Origin of the sequence: Leucobacter rhizosphaerae (assembly GCF_022919175.1) — a bacterium.
Classification (GTDB): Bacteria; Actinomycetota; Actinomycetes; order Actinomycetales; family Microbacteriaceae; genus Leucobacter; species Leucobacter rhizosphaerae.
In genome coordinates this window covers 2,494,559-2,520,918 of sequence record NZ_CP095043.1, presented here as the reverse complement: position 1 = coordinate 2,520,918, position 26,360 = coordinate 2,494,559, and the positions used below count along the sequence as shown (strand labels likewise).

The 26,360-nt window shown below is 65.2% G+C and carries 25 protein-coding genes and 1 pseudogene; 7 read left to right on the top strand and 19 right to left on the bottom strand.

The window, feature by feature from the left end; translation table 11 throughout:
- Nucleotides 1-232: 232 nt before the first annotated feature.
- Both MUN76_RS11715 and MUN76_RS11710 read right to left on the bottom strand, forming a co-directional pair.
- Entirely contained in the window at nucleotides 233-940 is a 708-nt protein-coding gene (locus MUN76_RS11715; RefSeq protein WP_244684878.1) for an RraA family protein, read from the bottom strand.
- 159 nt (nucleotides 941-1,099) lie between these two features.
- On the bottom strand, nucleotides 1,100-1,549 hold the full coding sequence (locus MUN76_RS11710) for an Lrp/AsnC family transcriptional regulator (protein ID WP_244684876.1): 450 nt from the start codon (nucleotides 1,547-1,549) through the stop codon (nucleotides 1,100-1,102).
- A 111-nt stretch (nucleotides 1,550-1,660) separates the two neighbouring features.
- Between MUN76_RS11710 and MUN76_RS11705 the strand changes: the two genes are divergently transcribed.
- Nucleotides 1,661-2,290 (top strand): LysE family translocator, encoded by a 630-nt coding sequence (locus tag MUN76_RS11705; protein WP_244684874.1) that lies wholly within the window; start codon nucleotides 1,661-1,663, stop codon nucleotides 2,288-2,290.
- A 249-nt stretch (nucleotides 2,291-2,539) separates the two neighbouring features.
- Here MUN76_RS11705 and MUN76_RS11700 read toward each other — a convergent pair whose 3' ends face one another.
- The gene (locus MUN76_RS11700) at nucleotides 2,540-3,391 is read right to left on the bottom strand and encodes an aldo/keto reductase (RefSeq protein ID WP_244684872.1); all 852 of its coding nucleotides are present in this window, start codon (nucleotides 3,389-3,391) and stop codon (nucleotides 2,540-2,542) included.
- 488 nt (nucleotides 3,392-3,879) lie between these two features.
- On the opposite strand from MUN76_RS11700, the gene MUN76_RS11695 reads away from it, so the two are divergent.
- Nucleotides 3,880-4,764, top strand: coding sequence for a helix-turn-helix transcriptional regulator (locus MUN76_RS11695; RefSeq protein ID WP_244684870.1), 885 nt, complete (start codon nucleotides 3,880-3,882; stop codon nucleotides 4,762-4,764).
- A gap of 46 nt (nucleotides 4,765-4,810) precedes the next feature.
- On the opposite strand, the gene MUN76_RS11690 is transcribed toward MUN76_RS11695, so the two are convergent.
- The 4 genes from MUN76_RS11690 to MUN76_RS11675 form a co-directional block, all read right to left on the bottom strand.
- On the bottom strand, nucleotides 4,811-5,131 hold the full coding sequence (locus MUN76_RS11690; RefSeq protein WP_244684868.1) for a thiamine-binding protein: 321 nt from the start codon (nucleotides 5,129-5,131) through the stop codon (nucleotides 4,811-4,813).
- 221 nt (nucleotides 5,132-5,352) lie between these two features.
- On the bottom strand, nucleotides 5,353-5,745 hold the full coding sequence (locus tag MUN76_RS11685) for a cytidine deaminase (RefSeq protein WP_244684866.1): 393 nt from the start codon (nucleotides 5,743-5,745) through the stop codon (nucleotides 5,353-5,355).
- A gap of 113 nt (nucleotides 5,746-5,858) precedes the next feature.
- A complete protein-coding gene (locus tag MUN76_RS11680; RefSeq protein ID WP_244684864.1) occupies nucleotides 5,859-7,043 on the bottom strand; it encodes an ABC transporter permease in 1,185 nt (394 codons plus the stop codon).
- Complete coding sequence (locus tag MUN76_RS11675) at nucleotides 7,040-7,945, bottom strand: ABC transporter ATP-binding protein (protein ID WP_244684862.1); 906 nt, start codon at nucleotides 7,943-7,945, stop codon at nucleotides 7,040-7,042. Before MUN76_RS11675 ends, MUN76_RS11680 begins: the two co-directional genes overlap by 4 nt.
- Before the next feature lie 211 nt (nucleotides 7,946-8,156).
- On the opposite strand from MUN76_RS11675, the gene MUN76_RS11670 reads away from it, so the two are divergent.
- On the top strand, nucleotides 8,157-9,458 hold the full coding sequence (locus MUN76_RS11670; protein ID WP_244684860.1) for a sensor histidine kinase: 1,302 nt from the start codon (nucleotides 8,157-8,159) through the stop codon (nucleotides 9,456-9,458).
- Nucleotides 9,455-10,225: a response regulator transcription factor gene (locus tag MUN76_RS11665; protein ID WP_244684859.1), complete on the top strand. Its 771-nt coding sequence runs from the start codon at nucleotides 9,455-9,457 to the stop codon at nucleotides 10,223-10,225. Before MUN76_RS11670 ends, MUN76_RS11665 begins: the two co-directional genes overlap by 4 nt.
- A 105-nt stretch (nucleotides 10,226-10,330) precedes the next feature.
- On the opposite strand, the gene MUN76_RS11660 is transcribed toward MUN76_RS11665, so the two are convergent.
- Nucleotides 10,331-12,070, bottom strand: a complete 1,740-nt coding sequence (locus MUN76_RS11660) for an FAD-dependent monooxygenase (protein WP_244684857.1) — start codon at nucleotides 12,068-12,070, stop codon at nucleotides 10,331-10,333.
- Nucleotides 12,071-12,212: 142 nt separating this feature from the next.
- On the opposite strand from MUN76_RS11660, the gene MUN76_RS11655 reads away from it, so the two are divergent.
- Complete coding sequence (locus MUN76_RS11655; protein WP_244684855.1) at nucleotides 12,213-12,641, top strand: MarR family winged helix-turn-helix transcriptional regulator; 429 nt, start codon at nucleotides 12,213-12,215, stop codon at nucleotides 12,639-12,641.
- A gap of 22 nt (nucleotides 12,642-12,663) precedes the next feature.
- Here MUN76_RS11655 and MUN76_RS11650 read toward each other — a convergent pair whose 3' ends face one another.
- From MUN76_RS11650 to MUN76_RS11615, 9 genes and pseudogenes are all read right to left on the bottom strand, one after another.
- Entirely contained in the window at nucleotides 12,664-15,009 is a 2,346-nt protein-coding gene (locus MUN76_RS11650; protein WP_244688765.1) for an ABC transporter ATP-binding protein/permease, read from the bottom strand.
- Nucleotides 15,010-15,132: 123 nt separating this feature from the next.
- Nucleotides 15,133-15,309: pseudogene (locus MUN76_RS15650) on the bottom strand (hypothetical protein); the annotation flags it as partial.
- Nucleotides 15,310-15,344: 35 nt separating this feature from the next.
- Complete coding sequence (locus tag MUN76_RS11645) at nucleotides 15,345-16,292, bottom strand: ABC transporter permease (protein WP_244684854.1); 948 nt, start codon at nucleotides 16,290-16,292, stop codon at nucleotides 15,345-15,347.
- Nucleotides 16,293-16,454: 162 nt separating this feature from the next.
- On the bottom strand, nucleotides 16,455-17,978 hold the full coding sequence (locus MUN76_RS11640; RefSeq protein WP_244684853.1) for an ABC transporter substrate-binding protein: 1,524 nt from the start codon (nucleotides 17,976-17,978) through the stop codon (nucleotides 16,455-16,457).
- A gap of 151 nt (nucleotides 17,979-18,129) precedes the next feature.
- On the bottom strand, nucleotides 18,130-18,408 hold the full coding sequence (locus tag MUN76_RS11635) for a RidA family protein (RefSeq protein WP_244684852.1): 279 nt from the start codon (nucleotides 18,406-18,408) through the stop codon (nucleotides 18,130-18,132).
- A gap of 116 nt (nucleotides 18,409-18,524) precedes the next feature.
- The gene (locus tag MUN76_RS11630) at nucleotides 18,525-19,391 is read right to left on the bottom strand and encodes a fumarylacetoacetate hydrolase family protein (RefSeq protein WP_244684851.1); all 867 of its coding nucleotides are present in this window, start codon (nucleotides 19,389-19,391) and stop codon (nucleotides 18,525-18,527) included.
- Nucleotides 19,388-19,834, bottom strand: a complete 447-nt coding sequence (locus tag MUN76_RS11625; RefSeq protein ID WP_244684850.1) for a nuclear transport factor 2 family protein — start codon at nucleotides 19,832-19,834, stop codon at nucleotides 19,388-19,390. Before MUN76_RS11625 ends, MUN76_RS11630 begins: the two co-directional genes overlap by 4 nt.
- Nucleotides 19,831-21,105, bottom strand: a complete 1,275-nt coding sequence (locus MUN76_RS11620; RefSeq protein ID WP_244684849.1) for an FAD-dependent monooxygenase — start codon at nucleotides 21,103-21,105, stop codon at nucleotides 19,831-19,833. The genes MUN76_RS11625 and MUN76_RS11620 overlap by 4 nt, the downstream gene beginning before the upstream one ends.
- A 53-nt stretch (nucleotides 21,106-21,158) precedes the next feature.
- On the bottom strand, nucleotides 21,159-21,905 hold the full coding sequence (locus MUN76_RS11615) for a dienelactone hydrolase family protein (protein ID WP_244684848.1): 747 nt from the start codon (nucleotides 21,903-21,905) through the stop codon (nucleotides 21,159-21,161).
- Between the two features lie 307 nt (nucleotides 21,906-22,212).
- Here MUN76_RS11615 and MUN76_RS11610 point away from each other — a divergent pair, with 307 nt between their 5' ends.
- Together MUN76_RS11610 and MUN76_RS11605 are read left to right on the top strand one after the other, a co-directional pair.
- A complete protein-coding gene (locus tag MUN76_RS11610) occupies nucleotides 22,213-23,262 on the top strand; it encodes an amidohydrolase family protein (protein ID WP_244684847.1) in 1,050 nt (349 codons plus the stop codon).
- 7 nt (nucleotides 23,263-23,269) lie between these two features.
- Entirely contained in the window at nucleotides 23,270-24,574 is a 1,305-nt protein-coding gene (locus tag MUN76_RS11605; RefSeq protein WP_244684846.1) for a DUF3500 domain-containing protein, read from the top strand.
- A gap of 50 nt (nucleotides 24,575-24,624) precedes the next feature.
- Here the strand turns inward: MUN76_RS11605 and MUN76_RS11600 are convergent, their stop codons facing one another.
- Nucleotides 24,625-25,296 carry a GntR family transcriptional regulator gene (locus MUN76_RS11600; RefSeq protein ID WP_244684845.1) on the bottom strand — a complete coding sequence of 224 codons (672 nt, stop codon included), beginning with the start codon at nucleotides 25,294-25,296 and terminating at the stop codon, nucleotides 24,625-24,627.
- Nucleotides 25,297-25,382: 86 nt separating this feature from the next.
- Nucleotides 25,383-26,303 (bottom strand): LysR family transcriptional regulator, encoded by a 921-nt coding sequence (locus tag MUN76_RS11595; RefSeq protein ID WP_244684844.1) that lies wholly within the window; start codon nucleotides 26,301-26,303, stop codon nucleotides 25,383-25,385.
- Nucleotides 26,304-26,360 lie beyond the last annotated feature (57 nt).

The following is a 26,360-nucleotide window of genomic DNA, read 5'->3' as shown; positions in this document are numbered from 1 at the left end:
ACTTCGCGACATGCGTGGTCATACAGCTCTCAGTCGGCGGACCATCCACGCTGTAGGAGGATTCGATACGCTTCAGGGTTCCCCTGCCGCGGCCCTACCCCTTGTCCTCGCTGAGCTCCTCGAGCGCCGCCTCCAGCCGTTCCAGCTCCGCATCGAGCTCCGCATCGAGCTCGCCCGAATCTCCAGAACACAGAACACGACGCCTGCTCCGCCGCACTGGAAAGGCCGAGGGCTATTCCTCGATCTCACCGCCGATGGCACGCAGGTGCTCGCGGAAGGTGATGCCGTCGACTTCGCGGGCGGTCAGGAAGTCGGAGAACCGGGCCTGTTCGCGAAGGCTCCGGCCCGTGCGCATGAGTGCTGCTTGGCGGCGTTCAGTATCGCGGATTGCGGCTGCGGTCGCGGCAATGTCGGCCGCGTGTTCGAGGGGCAGGAACAGGACGCCGTCGTCGTCCCCGAACACAACATCCTCTTGAGTGGCCGTGTGCTGCCCGACTCGAGCCACCGTGATCGCGTCGGCGGGTTGCGGGTCGAGCCGGCGCGGACCTGCGGGGAGCGCGCCCTGGCTGTACACGGGTAGACGTATAGCGCGCAGCTCGCGGGAATCGCGGTGCAGGCCCCAGATGATGATCCCTGCCAATCCGGCCTGGGCTGCTTCCAACGTCACGAGGTCCCCGACGCAGGCTTCGTCGTCACGGCCGCCATTGTCGACGACGAGCACGTCACCCGGCTCGGAGTGTTCGATCGCTTCGAGGAACACGTCGACGCTCCCCGTGTGCCGGGCCGGGAGTACGCGCCCGACGAGGTGCGTGTCCTCCCAGAGCGCCGTCACGGACGCGGGCGCCTGCCTCACCGGGAGGCCGAGACGCATGATCGCGTCGACGACATGCGGAGTGGTCAGGTCGAGGTACAGGCGTTGCAGTTCATGTGATTCCATCATGAGGGTGCCTCCTCCGGGGTGTCGACGCGGATGAAAGTCTGCCGTTCGGCAGCGACGAGCACGCAGCTCCGGTGACGTGGACATACTCTCTCAGTCAGCAGATCGATGTGCGCTGAATCAGGCTCCAACTGTCACGTTTGTTCTTCACTCGAGTCCGGGTCATATAGGTGCGTGGTGAGCGACAACGGTCTTCATCACCAGCGTCGAGGTCAGCCGTTGCACTCCCGGCAGCTGTGAGAGCTGCTGATCGTAGAGCTCCTGGTAGTGCTGCTTTGAGCGCGCGGCAACGTAGAGCTGGTAATCGGGCTCCCCAAAAAGCCGATGGGCCTGGACGATACTCGGGATCTGCGCGACGGCCTCTTCGAACGCTGCAACCGAGGTGCCGTCACCGGCTTGCATGTTCACGAACACGAGCGCCTCGAATGGGATCCCGAGCAGATCGAGATCGAGGTCGACGCTGAACCCGCGGATCACGCCGGCGTTCTCCAGGTCACGGAAGCGCCGGTGGCAGGCCGACAGGCTCAGCCCGACCCGCTGAGCCACCTCGGTCATCGTCGCCCGCCCGTCCCCCTGGAGCACAGAGAGAATCTCCCGGTCAATCGCATCCATAGTCGATATTCTTCACCAAAGTGACGACATATGCAACATGTATCGGAACCCTTTGCACGTGAACTCGCATAATCTTCTCCCGTCGGTGGAAATGCTGGGAGGAAATGGCTGATGGATATCGGATTGATGGTGGCGTTCTGGGGGGTGTCGATGCTGTTCGTCCTCACCCCCGGGGTGGACTGGGCGTACGCGATTGCGACGGGGCTTCGACACCGGGCGGGAGTGATGCCCGCGGTCTCTGGGATGCTTGTCGGGCACCTGGCGGCCACGATCATCGTCGCCGCGGGGGTTGCGGCGCTGCTCGCCACCTCAGAAGTCGCGATGACCATCCTGACCTCAGTCGGCGCGGCCTATCTGATGTGGCTCGGCATCTCTGCCCTGAGGAATCCCCCCGCGCCAGACGTGGACGCGCAGAGCGCTCCGTCCGGGCAAGCGCGGTTGCTCGCCAAGGGCATCGGGATCAGCCTGCTCAACCCCAAGGTCTTCCTCCTGTTCCTCGCCCTGCTCCCACAATTCACCGACGCCGATGCCTCGTGGCCGGTCGGGATGCAGATCGTCATGCTCGGCATCCTGCACGTCCTCAACTGCGCGATCGTGTACTTCGCAGTCGGCTACGGGGCCGCAGTCGTGCTGACTCGTCTCCCCCGGGCCGCCAAGATCGTCGGTGCCGCCTCCGGCATTGTCATGATTTGCCTCGGCCTCGCACTCATCATCGAAAGGATCATCGCCATGACCGCCTGACGATGTCGAGTGGGACCATGACCCTCGGTGGGGCAGAATGCTCGCCGTCGGAGCGGCAGCAGTGCATGAAGGTCCCACAGTTGGCGTCGAAGACGACGCCGCACGTATCCCACCTTGGATCTCGACGAGTATCGATCATTGAAGCGTGAGTGAGCGCGCATGTCCCTTCGAGGCGGCACGCACGCGCCCACTGACGACATCGTCACCGCACTGAGCACCGCAGCGAGGGGCGGACTCCTGCGTTGTGCATCAGTTCCCCAGGCGCCGCGATGCGAGCCAGCGCACCATCTCCGGGTCCTGATGGTCGAAGAACTGCGATTTCCCCTCGTCGAGTGTGCTGATCTGCTCCATGTCACCGGCGCTGAGTTCGAAATCGAACACGTCGAGGTTCTGCGCCATCCGCCCGGGGTTGACGGATTTCGGAATCACCACGACGTTGCGCTGGATCATCCAGCGCAGGACCACCTGGGCGACCGATTTGCGGTGCTTCTCGCCGATCCCTGCAAGCAGATCATTGGTGAAGAGTCCGTTCTTGCCCTCTGCAAACGGACCCCAGGATTCCATCTGCACACCCTCGGCGACACACACACCCTGCTCTTCGTCGCGCTGGTGGAACGGGTTGGTCTCGATCTGATTGACGGCCGGTGTGATCTCATTGTTGAGAATCAGGTCGATCAGGCGGTCGGAAGTGAAGTTCGAGACACCGATAGCGCGCGCGCCGCCCGCTCGGTTGATCTTCTCCATCGCGCGCCACTGTCCGTAATAGTCGCCGAACGGCTGGTGGATCAGGAACAGATCGACGTAATCGAGACCGAGTGCACGAAGCGAGGCATCACACGCTCTCGCCGTGTTCTCTTCGGCGGGGGCATCCTGCACCCACAGTTTTGTGGTGATGAAGAGTTCATCACGGGGAACGCCGGACTGTGCGATCGCTGCGCCAACGGCGGCTTCGTTGCCGTAGGCGGCCGCGGTGTCAATGAGGCGGTACCCGGCTGCGATTGCAGCGGTGACGGCTGCTTCGGTTTCTTCGGGTCCGACCTGGTAGACACCAAATCCGAGGATCGGCATTTCGATGCCGTTGTTGAGTGTAACGGTCTGCATGACGCGTTCCTTTCGGGGTGGGTATGGAGGATGCGATACGCGGAGGGGCTCTATCCGCGGGCCCTATGAGAGCGGGGGCACGCGCACGCGATACAGCGATCGTGGTGGTTCCCGCCACGATACGCAATGACGACGTGTCCCGCGGGGGTGACTGTTCGCCGTGCTGCGGGGGTGAGTATCGCGCCTCCGCTCCAGCAACGTCGAGTGAGACGCGGCATACGCAGGGACAATACGAATTGCAGCACCGTCACGGAGATGGACGCCGATCCGGGCTGCAGCGACGTCCGCCCGTCGACGCCCTGCCGACCGGGCGGGAAGTCGGCGAGCACCGCCCGCGAGTGCGTCTCCGGCTCAGTGATGATTGCAGTGGATCGCGTGGTGGTCACGAGAACGATGGAACCCGTATTGCGCATGGCGGAGAAGGGTGCGTTGTTCCGTGTACTGCCAGGTCCTCCCGCCGAGGCGGCACCCGGCTTACAGTGTTCCTCATGGACTGTCAGGCCGAGGTACGCGATTTTCTTCGCACGCGCCGAGATCGCATCACCCCGCAAGACGTGGGCATCATCGGCGGGGGTAACCGTCGAGTGCCGGGCCTGCGGCGTGAAGAAGTCGCATTCCTCGCCGGAGTGAGTGTCGACTACTACGCGCGACTCGAGCGCGGCAACCTTGCCGGAGTCTCCGATGAAGTGCTCGGCGCAATCGCGGTCGTGCTGCGGCTCGACGAAGCAGAAGTCGATCACCTGCACGACCTCGCCCGCGCCGCGCATCCCGTGCCGGCCCGGACCCGCAAGACGCACGCGGGGCATTCGTTGCGCCCCAGTCTGCAGCGTTTTCTCGACTCGATGACCGAGTCAGCTGCCTGGATTCGGAACGAGCGCGGCGACTTCATCGCGGGAAATGCGCTCGGCCGTGCCGTCTACGCCCCCATCATGGAAGATCCAGCGAGCCAGGGCGGGAACAACGCACTCTTCGCGTTCCTGAGCCCCGCGGCCCGGAACTACTATCGGGATTGGGAGATCGGCGCCGACGACATCGTTGCGACACTCCGCCTCGCGGCAGGACGCAATCCTCGCGACAAGGCGCTGAGTGACCTTATCGGAGAACTCGTCACCCGGAGCGACGAGTTCAACCGACGTTGGGCATCGCACAATGTACGTTTCCATCGCACGGGTGTGAAGCGAATCAACCATCCGCTCGTCGGCGATCTCGATCTCACCTACGAAGGCATGCACCTACCCGACGATCCGGGTTGGACGCTATTTGGATTCACCGCAGAAATCGGCAGTCATTCCGAGGAACGTCTCCGACTCCTCGGCAGCCTCTCCTCGACTGGCGCCATCAGCGGTGAACGCAACACGCAACTCCGGTCGTAGGAGACGAAAGCCGCAGCACGCTTTCGGAAACCGATCCTGTGGTGGGCTACCCCATGTCCTCGCTGGGATCCTCCAGCGCCGCCTCCAGCCGATCCAGCTTCGCATCGAGCTCACCCGTGAACCCCGGCCGAATGTCGGCCTTCATGACGAGCGAGACCCGCGATCCGAACGGCGCCACGGCCTCGGTCGCGCGCTTCACCACGTCGAAGACCTCGTCCCACTCCCCCTCGATCTCGGTGAACATCGACGAGGTCCGGTTGGGCAGCCCCGACTCGCGCACGACCCGGACCGCCGCGGCGACCGCGTCGTGCACCGAGCCGTCTTCTCTTCCGGTTCCAGACGGCGCGACGGAAAATGCAAGAATCATGGTGCGGCCTCGTTTCGTTCGGGATCGATGATTCGCAGATCACAGAAGGGTCACCACCAACCTATCCGTGTGCCCATCAGGTCCGCACGCATCGGGCGCGATCGCGTTCGCGGGCCACTCTTGCACGCGTCTGGGTCGAAATCGGTGCATGATTGGCCCCGGATCCGGACCCCGAGCCGCGCAGGGCACCCGCGACCCCGGCGCCCCCAGCCCCGGCGCCTCTACCCCAGCGCCTCCGGCCCGAACGCGTCCGGCAGCATCTCGGCGATGGTCCGCACCCCGGCGGGCGTGTTCAGCACCAGACCCGGCGCCGCGGCCTCGAACAGCAGCTGCCGACAGCGCCCGCACGGCGTAATGGTGCGCCCGGCACCGTCGACGCAGTCGAACGCCACGAGGCGGCCGCCGCCGCCCAGATGCAGCTGCCCGATCATCGCGCACTCGGCGCAGAGCGTCACGCCGTAACTGGCGTTCTCGACGTTGCAGCCGGTCACGATCCGGCCGTCGTCGACCAGCGCCGCGCAGCCGACGGGGTATCCGGAGTACGGGGCGTACGCAAGGGACGCGGCACCGCTCGCCGCCTCCCGCAGTGCCGCCCAATCGATCGCTGATGCCATGGGATCAGGCTAGCGCCCCACCCCCACCTGAAGCGGGGTCAGTTTGGGGGAGTGTTGAGCGTGCGACACTCCCCCAAACTGACCCCGCAACACAGATGGCGGCCGGTACTCCCCTACCCTCGGATCGCGTCCGCGAGCTTCACGCGCGTGCCCGTCCGCAGGATCGAGTTGCTGTAGATCCGCGAGCCGATCCAGAGCACGATCGCGATAGAGACGATCAGGATCCCGACCGAGATCAGCGGCTCCCACCACTCGGCGGTGCCGAGGTACATCCGCATCGGCATGCCCACGGGCGCCGAGAACGGGATGTAGCTCATGATCGCGAGCGCCTGCGGGTTGTTGTTGAAGATGATCACAGCGATGTAGGGCAGCATCACGAGCATCATGACCGGGCTGGTCACCGATCCGATGTCCTCCTGCCGCGACACCAGTGCGGCGAGCGCGGCGTACAGACCGGCGAGCAGCACGAACCCGAAGGCGAAGAGGATCGCGAACCAGATCAGCGAGGTCCCGAGCTCGCCGAGCAGCAGATCCTGCCCCGTCGCCAGCATGCCGACGGACGCGAGCGCCGCGATGGCCACCACCTGCGACAGCGCGAGGATGCTGTTGCCGAGGATCTTGCCCGCGAGCATGGTGCGGGCGGCGACCGTGGCGAGCAGGATCTCGACGATGCGGGTCTGCTTCTCCTCGACCACACTCTGGGCGATGGTCGTTCCGAAGGTGACGGCGCTCATCATGAACACGATGCCGAAGCCGATCGCGATGATGTAGGCGAGGAACGGGTTCGTCGTCGACGGCTCCAGCAGCTCGACCGTGGGCGCGGCCGAGAGCAGCTGCACGAGGTCGCTCGGCGCGCTCTCGAGTGCGAGCACCGTGAGATCCACCGGGGTGTCGCCGCCCGGCACCACCGCCGCGTCGACCTCCCCGGAGCGCACGAGCTCCTCCGCCGCCGCGCGGTCATCGACCTTCGTCACGTCGAGCCCGGCGTCCTTCAGCGCGTCACTCGAAAGGGTCTCCGCCGACGTGCCGACGGCCGCGACCTTGGTGTCGTCGCCGAAGCCGCCCGAGTTCGCCATGAACCCGCTGAACAGCACCGACGCGAGCACCAGGAACAGGATCAGCCCGGTCGAGATGAGGAACGCCTTGCTGCGCAGCCGCGTGGAGATCTCGCGCTCGGCGACGAGCCAGGCGCCCTGCGCACCGCTCACGGGCCGCGCACCGCTCCGGGCACCCCCGGCGCCGGAACCAGCCGGGGACGCGGGGGACGCAGAGGCAGGGGTGGGGGTCTGCATGGTCATCGGACTACCTCCTTGAAGATCTGAGCGAGCGACGGGGTGACCGGCGCGAAGCGACGCACCGTCGTGAGCGCGGGATCGGCGCCGACCGCGCGCACGAGCACCGCCTGGGCAGCGGCGTCGCTCTCCGCGTCGAACCGGGCGAACCCGCCGTCGAGGTGCGTGACGGTGACGCCGGGCTGATCCCGAACCCACCCCGCGTCGGCCGCGGCCCCCGCGAGCTCCAGCTCGAAGGCGCGCCCCGAATGCTCGGCGCGCAGGGACTCGCGCGAGCCCTGGGCGAGGATCCGGCCGCCCCCGATCACCACGACGTCGTCGCAGAGCCGCTCGACGATGTCGAGCTGGTGCGACGAGAAGAGCACCGGAGCGCCCTGCGCCGCGTAGTCGCGCAGCACGCCGAGCACGACCTCGACCGCCATCGGGTCGAGGCCCGAGAACGGCTCGTCGAGCACCAGCGCGGTCGGCTCGTGCACCAGTGCCGCCGCGATCTGCGCGCGCTGCTGGTTGCCGAGCGACAGGCTCTCGAGGGTGTCGTTCGCCCGCTCGCCGAGGCCGAGCCGCTCGATGAGCGCGGTGGCCGACGCCTTCGCGGATCCCGCGCTCATGCCGTGCAGGCGGCCGAGGTAGATGAGCTGCTCGAGCACCTTCATCTTGGGGTAGAGCCCCCGCTCCTCGGGCATGTACCCGAAGCGCGCGCGATCGGCGGGGGTGACCGCCGACCCGTGCAGGGTGACCTGGCCGGCGTCCGCGGAGAGCACCCCGAGGATGATACGCATCGTGGTCGTCTTGCCCGCGCCGTTGCCGCCCACGAACCCGGTCATGCGCCCGCTGTCGACGTGGAATGACACGTCGTCGAGCACCTTGCGTCCCCCGAAACTGCGGGAGACCCCTGCGATATCGATCATGGTGTTCCTTTCGTTGCTTCAACGCTATGGGGCGGGCGCACCCCGCGACCTCCCCCGTGAGGCGGAATCGGGGCACCTGGAGGATGAACCGCGTGCCCCCAGGCGCCACCGGCACACGCAGGGCCCAGCCACCCACCCGAGGACCCGCCCGCCACGCCCGCTCCCCCGCGCGACGGAGGTGCCGGAGCGCACCACCCCATACGCTTGAGCCATGACCGCGATCCCGGATGCCGAGTGGGTGCGCCCGAAGCCGAGCCCGGCCGAACTGCGCTCGGACGTGTGGCTCGCGGTCGCGCTCGCGGCCGCCGCGACCCTCACCTCGCTGCTCTACGTGCGCATGGGCTTCTACGAGAACCCGGCACCGCTCTGGCTGACCGTGCTCGGCATCGCGCTCTGCACCGTGCCCCTCGCCTTCCGCCGCCGGTACCCGCCCGCAGTCGCGATCGTCGTGGCGATCGGCTTCTTCGTCTGCGGCCAGTTCGAGGTGCCCGAGATCCTCGTCATCAACATCTGCCTGTTCATCGCGCTCTACGCGGTGGGGGCCTGGGAGCAGAACCGCCGGCTGGGGTTCTGGGTGAGGTTCGGGATCACCGCCGCGATGCTCGTCTGGGTGGTCATCGCGCTCATCATCACGTCGTCCGACCCCGACGCCTTCCCCGGCGCCCCGCGATCCGGCATCTTCTCGGCGTTCGCGACCTTCGCGGTGCTGCAGATCATCACGAACCTCATGTACTTCGTCGGCGCCTTCATCTTCGGCGAGCGCTCCTGGTGGGCGGCGCGCTCGAACGCGCGGCTCGAGGCCCAGGGCCGCGAGCTCGAGCTCGAGCGGCAGACGAGCGCCGAGCAGGCGGTGGCGCTCGACCGGATCACGATCGCCCGGGAACTGCACGACGTCGTCGCGCACCACGTCTCGGTGATGGGGATCCAGGCCGCGGCCGCGCGACGCAGCCTCGCGCGGGATCCCGAGCAGGCCTCTCGTGCTCTCGCGGTCGTGGAGGAGAGCGCGCACACCGCGGTCACCGAGCTGCGGCGCCTCGTCCACACGCTGCGCTCTCCCGAGGCGGAGCAGGGATCCTCGACCGTGGGCATCGCGCACCTCGGCACGCTCGTCGCCGAATCGCAGAGCTCCGGGCTGCCGACCACGCTCATCGTCGCGGGTGAGCCCCGGCCGCTGCCGCTGCTCGTCGACGTCGCGCTCTACCGCATCGTGCAGGAGGCGCTCACGAACGTGCGCAAGCACGCCGGGCGCGGGGCCACCGCCGAAGTGCGGCTCCGGTTCGGCGACGACGCCGTGGAGGTCGAGATCACCGACGACGGGGTGCGGCAGACGCTGGGCGGGCGAGCGGGCTCCGGTGCAGGGGCGAACCCGAACGGCTCGGGTCTCGGCCTCCGCGGCATGCGCGAGCGGATCGGCGCCGTCGGCGGCGAGGTCAGCACGGGCCGACGCGAGCGCGGCGGATTCATGGTGCGCGCCCGCGTACCGCTCGGCGAGGCGCAGGAGGCCACCGCATGATCAGAGTGATGCTCGTCGACGACCAGGAGCTCGTGCGCTCCGGGTTCCGGATCATCCTCGAGTCCGAGCCGGACATCGAGGTGGTCGCCGAGGCCCCCGACGGTGAGGCCGCGGTCGCGCTCGCGGAGGAGTACAGCCCCGACGTCATCTGCATGGATGTGGAGATGCCCCGTCTCGATGGCATCGAGTCGAGCCGCCGGATCATCGCCGCGCGGCCCGACACCAGCGTGCTGATCCTCACGACCTTCGGGCACGAGCACTACCTCTTCGACGCGCTGGCGGCCGGCGTCAGCGGGTTCTTGCTGAAGACGTCGCGGGCGGAGCAGCTCATCGACGCCGTTCGCACCCTTGCGGCCGGGGACGCGCTGCTCGGCGCCGACGTGACCCGGGCGGTCATCGAGCGGGTGGCGGCGGATCGTGGGTCGGCAGACCACGGGCCGGCAGACCACGGCTCAGCGGGGTCGATCGCACCCGAGACGCCGCGGACCGCCTCCGCCGCTGCCGATCCGATCGCCGACGCCGCGGCAACCGCACCCGCGACCGATCCCGCTGCCGCGGCCCTCGACGCCGCCATGGAGCGCGTCGGACTCACCGAGCGCGAGCGGGAGGTGCTCGCGCTTGTCGCCGAGGGCATGTCGAACGCGGAGGTCGCCGGGCGGCTCTTCCTCGGTGAGGCGACGGTCAAGACGCACGTCTCGAACCTGCTGCAGAAGCTCGGGGTGCGCGATCGCATCCAGGCGGTCGTCTGGGCGCACACGCAGGGGTAGGGGCGAGCGGTAGCCAGGCGGGGGCCATCATCGTCAGTCGCTGGCTCTGACTCCTGGATCTGCCGTGCGCTGACCGCACACGCCCCCTCCGCTTTTGTCCGCGCGCTACATCGAGAGGATCTGCCGGAGCGCCCGTTCCAACTCGACTTCGGGGTCACTGGCCATTATTGCGTTGCGCCAGGCGACATGCTGGTCGGGCCGTACCAGCAGAGCTCCCCCTTCTCCGATCTCCGAGACGTCCCTCCAGACTCCGTAGAGATCCTCGACCTCGCACCCCGGCCCGATCCTCACGGCGACGAGGGGAACGCCCAAGCGCTCTCCGACCTTCTGCGCAGCGGCGATCCACTCCGCCCCCCGATTCCGGGCGAGCAGGGTGAACTGCTCCGGGCGACAGAGATCCAGCACCGAGATCGTGCGTCCGCTCTGTGCGACCCAGGCGTGCGGAACCCGAGAACCGGGCCTGCTCGTCATGGTGAAGTGGAGATCGGCATCCCGATGCGCGAGCGGTTCGAGCCCTTCATCCTCGATGATCGCGCTGGATGCGTAGTGCTGATTCATCTCGGTGCCGTGCGCATGGTACGAGTACTCTTTGGACCGCTTAGCCCGTTCGAAGTCACTTCGTCGCTGCTCCCCTTCCTCGGAGTCCTCGAAGAGCACGTCGAACTGCGCTTGACGCTCGACCGGCGACGCCGCGGGATCAATGCCGAGCGATCGAATGACCTCCGGGTTCTGCCGCCACCCCGCAACGGCGCGATCGACCACGGTGCGACCAACGGGTTGGCGCTCGGCGCTGTAGGTCTCGAGTAGACGAGGGCCCGCGCCCCAGCGCAGCACTGCGGCGAGTTTCCACGCGAGTCCGAATGCGTCCTGAATGCAGGTATTGCCCCCGAGGCCATTCATCGGCGGGTGCCGGTGCACTGCGTCACCCGCACACATCACCCGTCCCCGGCTGTACTCTTGCGCGATCACGTGGTTGATCCGCCACGGATACGATCCGATGATCTCGATCGGCACGCTGTCATCACCGATGATCTCGTGCACCAGGCCGATGAGTTCATCCTCGCTGGCGCCACGGATGCTCTCCCCGAGATGGACGAACCCCACGATCCACTCCGACCACGGTCGCACCATGCGGAGCATCGCGTTTCCCATCGCGCCCTCGCGGTCGGGCTGAAGAATCCAAAAGATGGATCCCGGTCGATCCTCGATGAATCGGGAGAGGTCCGCGCGGAAGTGGATGTTCAATGCGGGCCCGATCCCGGGTGTCCCCTCGAACGGGAGTCCGACCGCTTCTGCGACCGGGCTCTGACCGCCGTCGGCCCCGACGACGTACTTCGAGCGCACAGTGAATTCGGAATTCGTCACCAGGTCTCGGAGCGTCGTCGTCACCCCGTCGTCATCCTGCTCGAGCGAGACGAATTCAGTGCGGAATCGCACGACGGCACCGAGTCGGAGCGCCTCGGAGATCAGGATCGGCTCGAATCGATCCTGGGGCAGATCACACCCGGTGACGGGGCTCGCGGCTCCGTATTCGTCTTGTCGCACCGGGTCGTTCCCCCAGGTCCACAGTCGCCCGAATTCCCGACCCGTGAGTGATGTCATCATCGGGTGGTTCGCCATGAGCTCGCCCGGCACTGCCGCATCGGCGCATACCGACTCGAGATCGAGAGACCGCAGCACTTCCATCGTCCGCTGATTCACGATGTGTGCTCTCGGCGAGTCCGCGACCCAGTGACCCCGACTCACGGCCAACGTGCGCACGCCGTGTCTGGCGAGCATCAGCGCGGCACTTGCTCCGGCCAGTCCGGCCCCCACCACGAGTACTTCTGTTTCGATGTGCTCCATCGCACTCCCACCTCATTCTCACGTGCCGACCGCCCAGCGACCGGCACCTCAGCTTGCACACGTAAATAGTTATGATTTAATAACTAAATACACCATAGCGCAGCTCCGTCATCGCGACAACGACCTGAGGAAGAATGGACCCATGCCCAGCACTCAGCAGCCCTACGCGGAGATCGCAGACCTCACGATTGACATCGCCCGAGAGATTCGACTGCGTGGCCACGCGACGCTCAACCAGACAGAGAGTCAAGTGATGCGACACCTCCACCAGCACCCCGGCAGCACGCCGTCGCACATCGCGGCGGGAACCGGCCTGATCCGCGCGAACGTCAGCCCGGCCCTCAGGCGCCTTCGCAGCCTGGGGTACGTCTCGAGCGATACCGACCCGAATGACGCGCGATCCGTGCGCGTGACGCCGACGGCGTTGGCACAGGACACCCTCGACTCGCTTCGAGCCTCATGGTCGGAATCCGTCCAGGAAGCATGGCCGGCAGACATCGACCCGTCCGAGACCGTCGTCGCACTCCAGCGACTGCTGCACGGGCTGATTCGCACCCGCAACGCGCCTTAGGCGATCCGCTCGGATCGCGCCCTCACGGCACCGGCGTTGCCCCCGCTGCGTGCGCTTCGCTATACGCGCGCCGTGTGCGCCTGCGGTCCTCTCGACCGCTCGGGTGGTCAGCCGGTGTCGCGCCGAGCAGTCTCCGGGTGTAAGGGTGCGAAGGATGCTGGAACACTTCTTCGGCGTCCGCGAATTCGACCAGCCTGCCCGACCGCATGACTGCAATACGATCAGAGATCTTCCTCACGAGCCCGAGATCATGGGCGATGAAGAGATAACTGACACCGGTCTCCTCCTGCAGGTCCGCGAGGAGTTCGATGATCTGCTGCTGCGTGAGCAGGTCGAGCGCACTCACTGCCTCATCGCACACCACCAGCTTGGGTTTCAAGACGAGCGCACGCGCGATGGCTACCCGCTGCTGCTGCCCTCCGGAGAGCTCGGCAGGGCGACGCGCGAGGTGGTCGTTCGTCAATCCGACCTGGGCGAACGCCTGCTCCGCGAGATGTTCGCGTTCGGCGCTCTCACCGATGCCGTGTCGCGCGAGAGCCGCGGTGAGGGCATTGGAGACCGGTTGCTGCGGATTCAACGACATCGATGGGTCTTGGAAGACCGCCTGCACATCGCGACGGTAACTCAACGGGGTGCGAGCGCCGAAAGTCGTGATGTCGACTCCCTCGAACGCCACGCTCCCGCCCGCGATGGGAAGCAATCGCAGAATCGCGCGGCCCGTCGTCGATTTCCCCGAGCCCGACTCTCCGACCAGCCCCAGGGTCTCTCCGGACCCGATGTCGAAGCTCACACCCTCGACGATGGGCGCGGGAGCCTTGCCCCACACCCCCTTCGCGCCGTAAGACAGAGCGAGTTCCTGAACACGCAAGAGCACGTGATCCGACGCATCGCCGTCGTGATCCGCCCCGCGATGCGCCGTGTCAGACCGGACTCCCGGTTCCACCCCGACATGGACGGCCGGGTTCGCCGCAAGCAATCGCTCGGTGTAGGGATGCTGGGGGTGATCGAACAGCTCCCAGACACCGCTGGATTCGACGATCTCTCCCTGGTACATCACCATCGCCCGATCACACGCCTCCGCGACGACACCCAAGCCGTGCGTGATGAACAGAATGCTCAGCCCCATCTCATCTCGCAGGTCGAGCAGGAGGTCGAGCACCTGCGCCTGGGTGGTCACGTCGAGCGCACTCGTCGCCTCATCGGCGATGAGCAATTCGGGGTTCGACGAGATGGCAATCGCAATCGCAACACGCTGAGCCATCCCTCCGGAGAACTGGTGGGGATAGTCATCCAATCGCGCTGCTGCATCGGCGACCCCGACACGCGTCAGGAGTTCAACGGCACGCTGGCGTGCGGCGCTCTTCGTCATCTTCGAGTGGGTGCGAATCGTCTCCGTGAGCTGTTTTCCGATGGTGTGAACTGGAGACAGCGAAGCCATCGGGTCCTGGAACACCGCGGCCATGCGCTTGCCGCGAATGGAGCGCAGATCCTTCTCTCCGAGGCCCGCAATGTCTTGGCCGTCGAGCAGGATCTGTCCGCCCGAGATCCCGATCCCGGGTTGCATCAGACCGAGAATCGCTCGGGCGAGCGTCGATTTCCCGGATCCCGACTCTCCCAACAACCCCACGATCTCACCCGGCTCGATGCGGAAATTGACTCCGCGCACCAAGGGGACCTGACCGTGCTGGGTATGCAGATCGACGCGCAGGTCGCGGACGTCGAGCACCGGCCCACGCTCAGAAGGCGACTGCCCGGCGAAGGACAGGTGGCGCCGGATGACCTTCCGACGCACGGGTTTGATTCGCTTGCGCTGCTCGCCCGCGAGTGCGTCGTTGATGCCGTCCCCCAGCATGTTGAAGGACAGGACAGTGAGGACGATCGCGATGCCCGGCGGAAAGGCGAGGAACGGTTGAACGGCGAGTTGGCCCGCCGCAGTGCTGAGTAGTCCGCCCCATGAGGGAACACTCGACTGGAGCCCGATCCCGAGGAAGCTGAGCATTGATTCGATCGTGATCGCCGCGCCAGTCAAAATGGCACCCTGGATAACGAGCGGCCCGATCAAGTTCGGAAGGATCTGGCGGAACAGGATCGCGATCTCCCGCAACCCGGAGACCTTCGCCGCGTCGATGTACGGCTTCCCCCGCTCGGCAATCGTGATCGCTCGAGTCATACGCGCAAAGTTCATGCTGAAGATCAGGCCGATCGCCAGCATCAATGAGGGTAGGCCTCGACCGAGAATCGCGATCACGGCGAAGGCGAGAAGCAATCCGGGCATCGCATCGAGGATGTCGACGAAACGCGTTCCGATTCGATCCCACCAGCCGCCGCGGTACCCCAGCAAGAGTCCGATCGGAACGCCGATGAGCATCGCCACCAGCACCGACCCGACACCGACGAGCAGCGCAATCCTGGCGCCGAAGAGGATCCGGCTGAAGACGTCTCGACCATTCTCATCGGTTCCGAGCCAGTGCTCCGCGCTCGGGCCTTGCAGGACGGTTTCGGGGGTGAAACTGTTCAGCGCGGGGTCATATGGTGCCAGTGCTCCCGCGAACACCGCCGCGAGAACGACCGCACCGATCCAGATCAGCGACAGTACGGTGGCGGGCTGTGCCACCAGTCGCCGCAGAAACCGACGGCGGCTCGGCTGCGCAGACGCCCGCTTCGCCACGGATACGAGCTGAGTCTGGGGAGGAGTCGGGTGGCTCACTGTGGCCTCGCCTTCGGGTTGATGATGCCGTAGCAGATGTCGACGACGAGATTGACCGCGATGATGAGCACCGCGACGACCAGGACCGTCCCCTGAACGACCGGGAAGTCCTTACTGATCACACTCTCCAGCAGCATGGTGCCGACGCCGGGGAACGCGAACACCCGTTCCATCACGAGGCTCGTTCCGAAGAGGATGGAAACCGCGAGCGCCGACGACGCCAGCACCGGCACCAGCGCATTCTTCAGGCTGTAAGACCAGATGATGCGGCGCCGGGGCACTCCCGCCGCTGTGAGCATGTCGGCGTATCGCGAGGAGAGCGAGGCCGCCATCGCGGTGCGGGTCTGGCGGGCGATGAGTGCAGAAGCGCCCGCTCCGAGCGCCAATGCGGGAAGAATGAGACCGCGCAGCCATCCCCAGACGTCCGACTCCGGCGGCACCCAGGCGACGACCGGAGCGACCCCGAGCTGGATCACGAAGACGAGCACGAGCAGGAGCCCGAGCCAGAACTCCGGCACCGACTGCATGAATGAGGTGAAGGCGGTCACCCCGCGATCGATCGGGCGACGCGAGTGTGTGCCCGCGAGCACTCCAAGTCCGATGCCAATGAGCATCGCGACGACCAAGCCCGCGCCGACGAGCGACAGCGTCGCGGGAAGTCTCGCGGCAATGAGGTCGACCACCGGTCGTCCGTTCTGCAGCGAGGTGCCGAGATCACCCTGCACCGCCAGGCCCAGCCAGTCGACCAGCCGCACGAGCACCGGGCGATCGAGTCCGAGTTCGGCTTCGACGCGCGCGATGTCGTCCGGAGTCGCGCCAGTATCGCCCAGGATCATTGCGGCAGCGCTTCCTGGAATGAGGTAGACCATGAAGAACACCAGCACGGAGACGATCAGGAGCTGCGGGATCACGAAGAGCAATCGTGTCCCAATGAGCTTCAGCATGTCGCCCCCGTCGGGCTCGCTGCTCGAGCTGACATCATCTCTCCTCTGTCAATCATCTGTACGTCCTGCCGATACTCCTGCGCGAGCCCCGATGGCCTCGCCCGTAGGGGGGGGTGAAGCGCAGTCGGATCACCCAACACGCTCACCCCCGCCGGTTCGCGATTACCCGGCTGGTGTCACGGCGCGATAGTCGATGAGATTCTGCTCCCAGGCTTGCACACCGGGTCCGACATTGGCGACGGTGTCGGTGTTGTAAGCGATGCTCTCCAGTACGACGAGGTGGCTGCACGACAGTCGTTCCTCCGACACCTGGTACATCACGTTCTGCCAGAGTTCCTCGGCTTCCGGAGTTCCTCCGGCCTGCTGGGCGGCCGACGCCGCGGCCTGCAATTCCTCGCTCACGAAGCCAGAGTGATTCACCGGCGCTTGGGCGGAGAACCAGCCGCCGTACCAGTCCGCCGGCGTGATCTGGCCGTGGCTCCCGACTCCGAGCGGATACTGGCCCCCGTTCCACGAGGAGAAGAACTGCGAGGGCGTCACCTCCTGCACCGTGATGTCCACGTTGGGCAATTGATTCATCTGCTCCACACGCACCGTGACCTGTTGGAGGTTGAACGGTGCGGCGGGAATCTCCGCCTTCAACTCGGGGTTTCCGAGCTCCTCCCAAATCTTGAGCGCTTCATCGAGATCGCCGTTCGTACCGGTGATCGCCTCGCTGAATCCCGGCTCGCCCTCAGTGAAGTGCTGATTCGCGGCCTCGAGATCGGTGGCCATATTCGCGACGACATCGTTGTCGACCGCGTAGCACAGCGCCTCTCGAACCCGCTGGTCTTCGAAGACGCCTCCGGGGCCCCGGTCGAAGAAGGTGACATTATTTCGAATGGCCGGGTAATCGAACCACTCAGCGTTCGATGCCGCGTCGATGCGAGGAATCTCTGCGACCTCGGTGTCGGTGATGTCGATGTCACCGGCCAGGAGCGCAGCCGTCGCCGCCGTGTCATCGGGAATCGCATAGAGATCGATGTTCGGGAATCCTGGCTCCTCACCCCAGTAGTCTGCGAACGCACCGAAGTACGCACTCGTTCCCTCGACGGACTTTTCCGGGTCGTAGGCCCAGGGGCCGGTTCCCACCGGATGCGTTTCGATCGACCCGTCGGCAATGGCGGTCGGACTCCCCATCGGCAAATTGCGTTGGCTCAGCAGATCCAGGAACGTCCCGAAGGGACGAGTGAAGTTGAACGTCACGGTCTGGTCGTCGACGACATCGACCGACGCTACACCGGCCTTCAGCGGCCCCCCGAACTGTCCACCCACAACGTTCGCGACGTACTCGAAATTCGCTTTCACGGCATCGGCGTTGAAGTCGGTTCCATCATGGAATTTCACGTCATCCCGGAGGGTCAGTGTCAGCGAAGTCGCCCCGTCTCCGAACTCCCACGCCGTTGCGAGATTGGGAAGGATCGTGCCGTCCTTTTCTCGGATCACGAGCATCTCATAGGGTACGCGCGCATAGCCGGGTTCCATCGCCTGCGAGCCCGGCGCCCAGGTCTCCGGAAATCCGCCGAAGTTGACCCGTAGCGTGTCGCTGCTCGGGGTGCTGGAACTTCCTCCGCCGGATCCCGAGCCTCCGCCGCTGCATCCCGAGAGCAGCAGACCCGCGATACTGAGTGGAATCAGGGACTTCATGAGAAGTGACCTTCTGGACATGGACGCCTCCTTGCGTCTGACCGGGACTGACGCTTCCGCGCCAGGCTCGTGTTGTGGATATGTTGACCAGTTGTGGATGAGTGAAAGAGAGGTCGAGCGCACCGGTGGTCCCGATGCGACTCGCGATGATTCAGCTGGGCGCCGGAAGCACCGCGAGCAGGTCGGCGTGGATCAGGCTGCCCCGGTCGAGGACCGCGGCCATGACCTGGCGGGCTGGGCGGTGCGCGGGATCCGGGAAGGCCCGCTCCCACTCGCGGTTCAGGGCGGTGCGATCCCGGTAGTCGACCAAGTGCACTGTCAGTTTGAGCACATCGTCGAGCGTGCCGCCGGCTTCAGCCAGCAGCGCTCGCACGTGGGCGAACACGTTGACGCACTGGTCGTCGAGGTTCGCCGGCATCTCGTGCGTCACGGGATTCCGCCCAGTCAAGACACCGGATGCGAGGAACGGCCCGATGCGGCTCGCCACAGGCACGGGGTTCTCGTGACTGAATCCCGGAAGAGAGATACTGACTCGACTCGACATGATCACGACTCCTGAACAACACGGTTCTCGATGGCCCCGAGTCCCTCGATCTCCGCGCGAACGACGTCGCCGACCCGGAGGAAGTTCCCGGTGGGGGCTCCAATGCCCGCAGGAGTCCCCGTCGCGAGGATATCGCCTGGCAACAGCGTGAAGACCTGCGACAGGTAGGCGATCTGCTCGTAGATGTCGTAGATCATGTCGTCGGTGCGCCAGTCCTGTCGCACGTCGCCGTTGACCGTCAGTCGCATACGCAGTTGCAGCGGATCCGGAATCTCGTCGTCCGTCGTGAGCCACGGTCCGATCGGGCCGTGCGTGTCGAAGGACTTGCCGAGCGTGAAGGTTGGCGACCGCTTCTGCAGCCAATCCCGCACGGAGACGTCGTTCGTCACCAGGTATCCCGCAATGACCGAGCGCGCATCTTCCACGGCGACGTTCTTGCATGTCCTCCCGATCACAACGCCGAGCTCGACCTCGTAATCCAGGGCGTCCGAGATGTCCGGTTTCACGATCGCGCCGTACGGCCGATTGATGCAGGAGACCTGTTTGTTGAACCACATCTGATTGTCGGGGATCGGGATCCCGGCCTGCCGGGCCTCTTCAGCGTGCTCGCGATAGTTCATGCCGATCCCGAGATACTTCTGAGGGTCATCGACGGGAGCCTCGAGGATCACCTCGGAGAGGGGGTATCGGTTGCCCGAGGATGCGAGGATCGCAGCTCGATGCTCGTCGAGCTGCGGCAGCATCGCGCGCAGCGACGTCTCCCCTCCCACCGCCTCCGTCAGGTCGACGATGGTGTCACCGGTGCCGGAGAGGTCGACACGTCCCAGAGCTACGGGGCTGTCGCCGAGCCGAAATCGTGCGAGTCTCATACAGGGTCCCTTTCGTCGTTCTGCGAGGGAAGTGCCCCCCATGCCTTATCGCCGTAGGGCGTCATCTGGAAGCTCACGAAGACCCACTCCGCATCATCCGTGCACCGCAGCACCTGGGTGGCTTCACCCGAGATCGACCGCTCTCCACCACCCGGAGCTTTCATGCGGTTGGTGATCGCACCAGTGATGATCGCCACGTCCCCGATGATGCGCACGGTGAGGGCACCTCGAGTGATCTCCAAATACACGCCGCGGGTGGCGACGTGCTCAAGGAGCAACGCCTTCGTGTGCACTTCACCCGGTGCGTGGACGTGCACCAGTGAGTCGTCGAAGAGGGCCTGCAGAGCACCGAGATCCTGCGCGATCAACGCCTCCTGCCGTCGAGACTCCGCGGCGAGGATCTCCTCGCGGAGCTCGCCCGTCGCCTCGATGACGGCGCTCACGTCGTCTCCCACGTGCGGAATCCGCTGGAGTAGGTCTCGTGCCCGTCGCGGAGCGGCTGACCGACGAGGCGGTGGTAGTTGCTGAAGATCTCATCCGCCTCGGCAAGTGGCAGCACGGCTTCGATCTGCTCTCGAGTGTCGAGCGGTGTCCCGTCAGTCCGTTCCGCGACCATACGGCGCACGACTTCGTACCCCTCTCCGCGCATGTTCATGACGATGCGATTGACCGGCACACGGCGTTCGGCGTCGTACGCGGCGAACGCCGTGTGTGGGTCGTCGTGCAGGGCGAGCTGCTCGGCAACGACTCGGGCATCGAGGATCGCCTGGCACACGCCATTGCCCCCGCGCGGGTACATGGCGTGCGCTGCGTCACCGAGCAGCACAACACGGCCGTCGACCCAACTGTCGAGTGGATCGTGGCGAATCAATGGGAAGAGATAGACCTCGCGGGCATCCCGCATGAGCTGCTGAAGATCGAGGAATTCGAGGTTCGCGGTGTCGTACAGCGGAATGATGTCATCGGTGGAGCCGAGCTGATTCCAGTCCTCGATCGTCTCCTCACCCTCCACCTCGACCACCCAGTTGATGAGTTGCTTCCCGGTGCCCTCGAAGTCATCGGCAATGGGGTAGATGATCATCGTCGAGATCCGCGGATCACCGACGTGGAGGATCGTGTGCCCATCACGAATGGGCTCCCGCAGCGTCGTCCCCCGATACATCGTGATCCCCGAGTAGTGCGGTTCCGCGAGATTGGGGTGCATCTGTGCCCGGACGACGGACTTGATCCCGTCCACGGCAATGACCGCTCCGTGCCGTACGCTCTCGCGGCGACCGTCCCGATGCTCGAGGTGCAGCGTCACCCCGGTGTCATCCTGCTCGTAGTTGACAAGACGAGCACCGAGCTGCACCGCATCCGGTCCGAGGCGATCGAGTACGGCACGGTACAGCATCATCTGGAACGCCCCGCGGTGCACGAAGCGCTGCTCGTGGAGGTATCCCATGTGCACCCCGCACTTCTCCGCGTAGATCTCCTGGCCGAAGTGGTTGTAGAAGACCGAATCGACGGCGTCGACCGACATTGCTCGAAACTCGTCAAGCAGCCCGATCTCCTCGATCTCCTTGACCCCGTACACCTTGATGTCCACGCCGACCCCGAGCGGCTTCAATTCGGGGACAGACTCGTAGATTCGGGTGGGGATGCCCCGCTGGTGGAGCCGGAGTGCGGTGAAGAGACCTCCCGGGCCGGCCCCGATAATGGCGATGTCGTGCATATGGTCCTCGTCTGTAGGTTCGGACGCGCAGGAGATGGTCTGCGCGGTCGGTGTCAGAATCGAACGCCGTCTCGGAGTTCGATCAGGAAGTCTTCCGTTGCCCGCCACGCTCGTGCCGCGTTCCGAGGGTGGTACATCACCGTTTCGGGGTCCGGCGAATCTGCCGCGCGCGGACTGGTGAATCCGTGCACCGTGCCGCTGTAGAGATGCAGTTCCCAGTCGACTCCGGCAGCGCTCATGTTCGCCTTCGTTCGGCGCCACTGCTCGGGGGTCGCCATCGGATCGTCAGCGCCGAAACACACGAGCGCGGCGGGCGCCCGCTCGGGTTCCACCGAGGACCAGTCGAACTCGATGAGATCGAGCCCGGGGTGGATGGCGATCACCGCGCGCACGTCCCCTCCGCTCCGCGCATACTCCAGAGCTGACGAGCCCCCGAAGCAGTAGCCGAGCGAAATGGGCCGTGCTCGCGAGGAGCCGGGCTGAGCCAGAGCCACCTCATGTGCAAGAGCGACTCGTTCAATCCACGTCGCCCGTCGGGACACCATCGCACCGATGAGCGGGCCGAGTTCGTGCTGCTGACCCGGGGTCGCACGATCTCCCCAGATATCAGCGGCGAACACCGAGAAGCCGAGCAGAGCGATACGCCGGGCAATCGACACCATCTCGTCTGCGAGCCCGAACGCATCGTGCAGCAGCACGACGGTCGGTGCGTCGACGGCCGCTTCCGGAGCGCAGTGGAGGCCGAGCAACCTCGTGCCAGCGTGCGTATATTCCACATCGCGGATATTGAGCTCGGTCACGTGCATTCCTCTCTGAATGGGCTTGATCAGTGATCGTACGCAAGATCACACACGATTTCAACTGCGATACAAAATCGAGTCCAGCGAGTTTCGCGAGAGGGTGGATCCGAAGCGGAAGCGACCTGCACGCGCGCGAGCAGGAGTGCGCCGAGCCGCAGAAATGGCGGAAAGACGAGAACTCGGGCCTGATGACTTGATTTCACGTAGGAAATCACACACGATTGTCAGTGGCAGTAGTCGCTCTGATGCGCGCATCAGGGATCGGACTGCATTTCTTTCCGCAACGATGCACAGTAGGAGTGCCGACATGACTGTCGTAGACATCAACATCCACCATCTGCCCGAAGATCTCTTCACGAACGAGAAGATCCTTAACGGCTTTCTGAACAGCGCCCCGCGCGGGTTTGGCGAGATCGCCAGTGTGATCACCATGGAGAGCGGCAAAAAGCAGCTCATCCTGGAGAAGCCCAGCGGGTATCAGAATCTCAACTACGTCGAGGGCGACTACTCCGTCGAGTCCAAACTCGCCGCCATGGATGAAGCGGGGGTCGACTACGGCATCATGCGCGTGCCCGTGTGGCAGGAATGGCTCGGCCTGGAGACCTGCAAGGCCGTGAACGACAACGCTGCCGACATCGTGAGTCGTTCCGGTGGACGCCTGTTCGCCACCGCCTGCGTTCCGCCCTGGGGTGGCAAGGAGAACATCTATGAACTCGAGCGCTGCGTGAACGAGCTCGGCGCGGTGGGCGTGCAGCTCGCTTGCCACTACGGCCAGCTCTACCTCGACGATGAGGTGTTCGAGCCCTATCTCAAGGTCATCGAGAAGCTCGATGTCCCGGTCGTCGTGCACCACACCCCACTTCCGGTTGAGTACAAGTCGGTCATCGACTACACCAATCTGCGCCGAGAGTACGGGCGGATCGTCGATCAGGGAGTCGCCGTCGGTCGGGAGCTCTTCAGCGGAATGTTCGACCGGATGCCCGGGCTGCGGTTCATCCACACCATGATGGGCGGCAACTGGTTCGCGAATACCGCTCTGCTCACTCCGCATGCGACCAACAAGAAGGAAGCGATGGAGCGCCTCGACCCCACGGGCGGCGAGAAGATCAAGCAGTATCTGGATGAGAACATCTTTTTCGACATGACGCACCCCCACTCCTGGGGCAAGGACCAGGTCGAGGCGGCCCTGAAGATCAATGGGGCAGACCACTACCTCTTCGGCTCATCCTTCCCGGTCTTCTATAGCTGGATGGGCCAGGGGGTCGACTTCGTGCAGAACGAACTCGAGATCAGCGAGGCGGATCGTGAGCTCGTGCTGTCCGGAAACGCCAAGCGGCTGTTCAACCTTCCGATCTAGCGCCGAGATGTCACAGCGGAATGACATTGACGAGTTCTTCTCGAGCGACCGCACGAGCGCTCGCTCTGAGAGCATCGAACTCGGATCGCTGAGTTATCGAGAGCACCTGTACCCGCTGCAGGATGAGGTGCTCGCCCCTTACCGGGGCATGACGTACGAGGAGTTCACCGCTGACAGATACTCGGCGCCGTTCCTCCGGTCCCTGCTCGAGTACTGGAAAGGTCTGTACGACGAGCCCTTCGTGGGCTTGACCACCGATGGATCGCCGATCGAGGGTCTCTACGGGCCCGCCGATCCGGAGGGGACCGCGGATCCCGAGCTGCTAGCGGCAGCATCGCACCTCCTGGATCTCGTGTCCACCGATCAGCGGGACGACCTCTGCTATCCACTCGATGCACCCGAGTGGCGCGGCTGGAGCAACCCCGAGTTCGTGTTCTTTCGCACGGGCCTGCGTCTGGAAGACCTGCATCCCGCGATCGCTTCAGCGATCCTGGACGTCGTCGAACGGTCGCTGAGCCCAGAAGGGTTCGCGCGCGTCAGCGAGGCGATGCACTTGAACGCCTACCTCGGGGAACTCGTCGACCTGCCTCGGATCATGAACAGCGAGAGTTACTGGTTCGCTCTGTTCGGCACTCCCGGGAGCGAGGCGCCCTGGGGCTGGCAATTGTTCGGGCATCACGTCGCACTGAACTTCCTCACCGTCGGAGATCGAGAGATCGTTGCACCCGTGTTCCTCGGAGCCGAGCCGGCGCTCTCGGAGGGAGCGCGGCCTCCGCTCTTCGATGCGCGTGAACAGCTCGCCATATCGCTCGCAGAATCACTCGATTCCAGCCAGCGGCGTGACGCGATCGTGTTCGAGTCGGTGCTCGATCCGCTCATGCCCGAGGGGCGGCTGCATCCGGCCGACGAACGCCACGTCGGAGGTGCCTTCCGGGACAACCGAGTGGTTCCGTACGAGGGGATCTGCGCGGATTCGCTCGATGATCATCAGTGGGACCTGGTGTTGCGCATTGTGGAGGACTTCCACCTCTTGCTCCGGCAGGAGCAGCGCGAGGCAACGATGGCCGAGGTGCGGGCGCATCGGGCAGCGACGTACTTCTCCTGGTACGGAGCGACCGACGGTTCACAACCGTTCTACTTCCGCGTGCACAGCCCGGTGATCCTCGCAGAGCTCGATCACCACGCCGGGGTCTGGCTGAGCAATCGGTTGCCCGCTCGATTCCACGTCCATACGACGCTGCGGCTGCCGAACGGTAACGATTACGGCAAGGCGACGCTGGCGGCATGGGAGCGGGAGCACTCGGAGCACTGATGCGCGGTCGGGGTGGATGAGCCGCCCCGACCGCGTTGTTCTCCGCGGAGTCACGCCAAAGATGCATCCTCGGCATGACGTTGCTCGTCGTGGGCGAGCACCGCCTCGAGCGTATTGACCTCGTGGCGTCGTGCGGCGGTTTCGATGGTCTCCGCGTCTTCGCCGGCTTCGATCAGATCGAGGAGCGCATCGTGTTCAGCGAGTGAGGCCACCGCGCGCCCCGGGGCGTACCAGAACGCCGAGCGTCGGATGATATCCATGCGGGTCCACTCGGCCTCGACCATGTCGACCAGCCGCTCGTCGTCGCAGCGGGAGCAGAGGAACTGGTGGAACTTCCGATTGAGCCGACCGAAACGATTGGTATCGAAGTTCTCCAGCGCATCGCGCATCTCATCATTGAGCGCCCGCGCCGTGGCGATGTCCTCGGCGCTCAGCTGTTCGGCGGACAGCGCCGTGGCCAGACCCTCCAGTCGGGCCAGCAGACGAATCGTGCGCTTCCAGGTGCCCGTGTCGAACGTCTTCACGAGCGCCCCGGCATTCGGAATGATGTCGACCCACCCTTCCGCCTCGAGCCGGCGCAGCGACTCTCGCCAGGGGACCGAGCTGATGCCGTACTCGCGCCCGAGTTGATCGATGACCAGCCGATACCCCGGACCGTACGTGCCATCCATGATCTTGACCTTCAGGATGTCGTAGCATTGCTCGGCTTTGCTCTTCGCCATCGCCGCCCTCCCGGTTCTCGCTCCAGTGCGCATTCGCAGGGTTCAATTGAAGCCCGAAGACTCCGCTTCTGCAATCCTATCTGATTTCACACACGATTCTCGGATGCCTCGCCTGCAATCCGAGACAGCAGCCCGGCCAGCGCGGGATCCGAGGCCGCGCCGATCCGGGAAAGCACGAGTGCGCGCAGCGGTGCGGGAGCAGGGTGCAGGGTGCGAACCGTGAGATCGAATCGCGCGAGGCTGCTCCGATCGGGATCGGGCAGAATTCCCCACGCAACGCCTGCCTCGATGAGTGGAACACTCGCCTGGATGGTCTCGGCGGTGCGTACGCGAGCGGGCTCGATCCCGTAGCGCTCGAACGCCGCATCAATGGCCTCCGGGAGACTCGGGACCGCAGCGGTACTCCGTGGCATGACGACATCAGCATCATTGAATGACAGCAGCGGGAATGGGCTCGCCGCATCCGCACGTTCCGGGGGAAGCGCTGCGACCAGCGGCACGTCACCCCAATCAACGATCTCGAACTCTCCTCTGAGCCGTTGAGCAAATTGCCGGTGATCCGAGACCAGGATGGCTGCCAGGTCGACCTTGCCCTGCTGCAGCATGTCGATGGCCGTCCACGGGGGCGGATCCACCAGCCGGACGTCGATCTCCGGCACGACCGCAGCGTGCGTGCGCACCAGCTTGGGAAGCCGGTGCCACATGAGCACGGGAACGGCGGCGATGGTCACCGACCCCGCGGTCCCCGACCCGAATCGGGCGAGTGTCGCGAGCATGTCGTCGACATCCCCGAGCACCCGAGTCGAGGCATCAAGCAGAAAACGGCCAGCGCTTGTCGCCTGCACACCTCGAGTCGAACGTCGAATCAGCTGCACTCCGACTTCGGATTCCAGTTTGGTGATCGCCACGCTGAGTGACGGCTGCGACATGTGCAACGCCGCCGCTGCCGCCGTCAACGATCCGGCTTCAACCACCGCGGCGAAGTATCTCAACGATCGAAGCTCCATGGTGTCAAGCATATTTGAGCACCCGCCATAGGTACAGGCTATGTCCGTGCGAGTGCA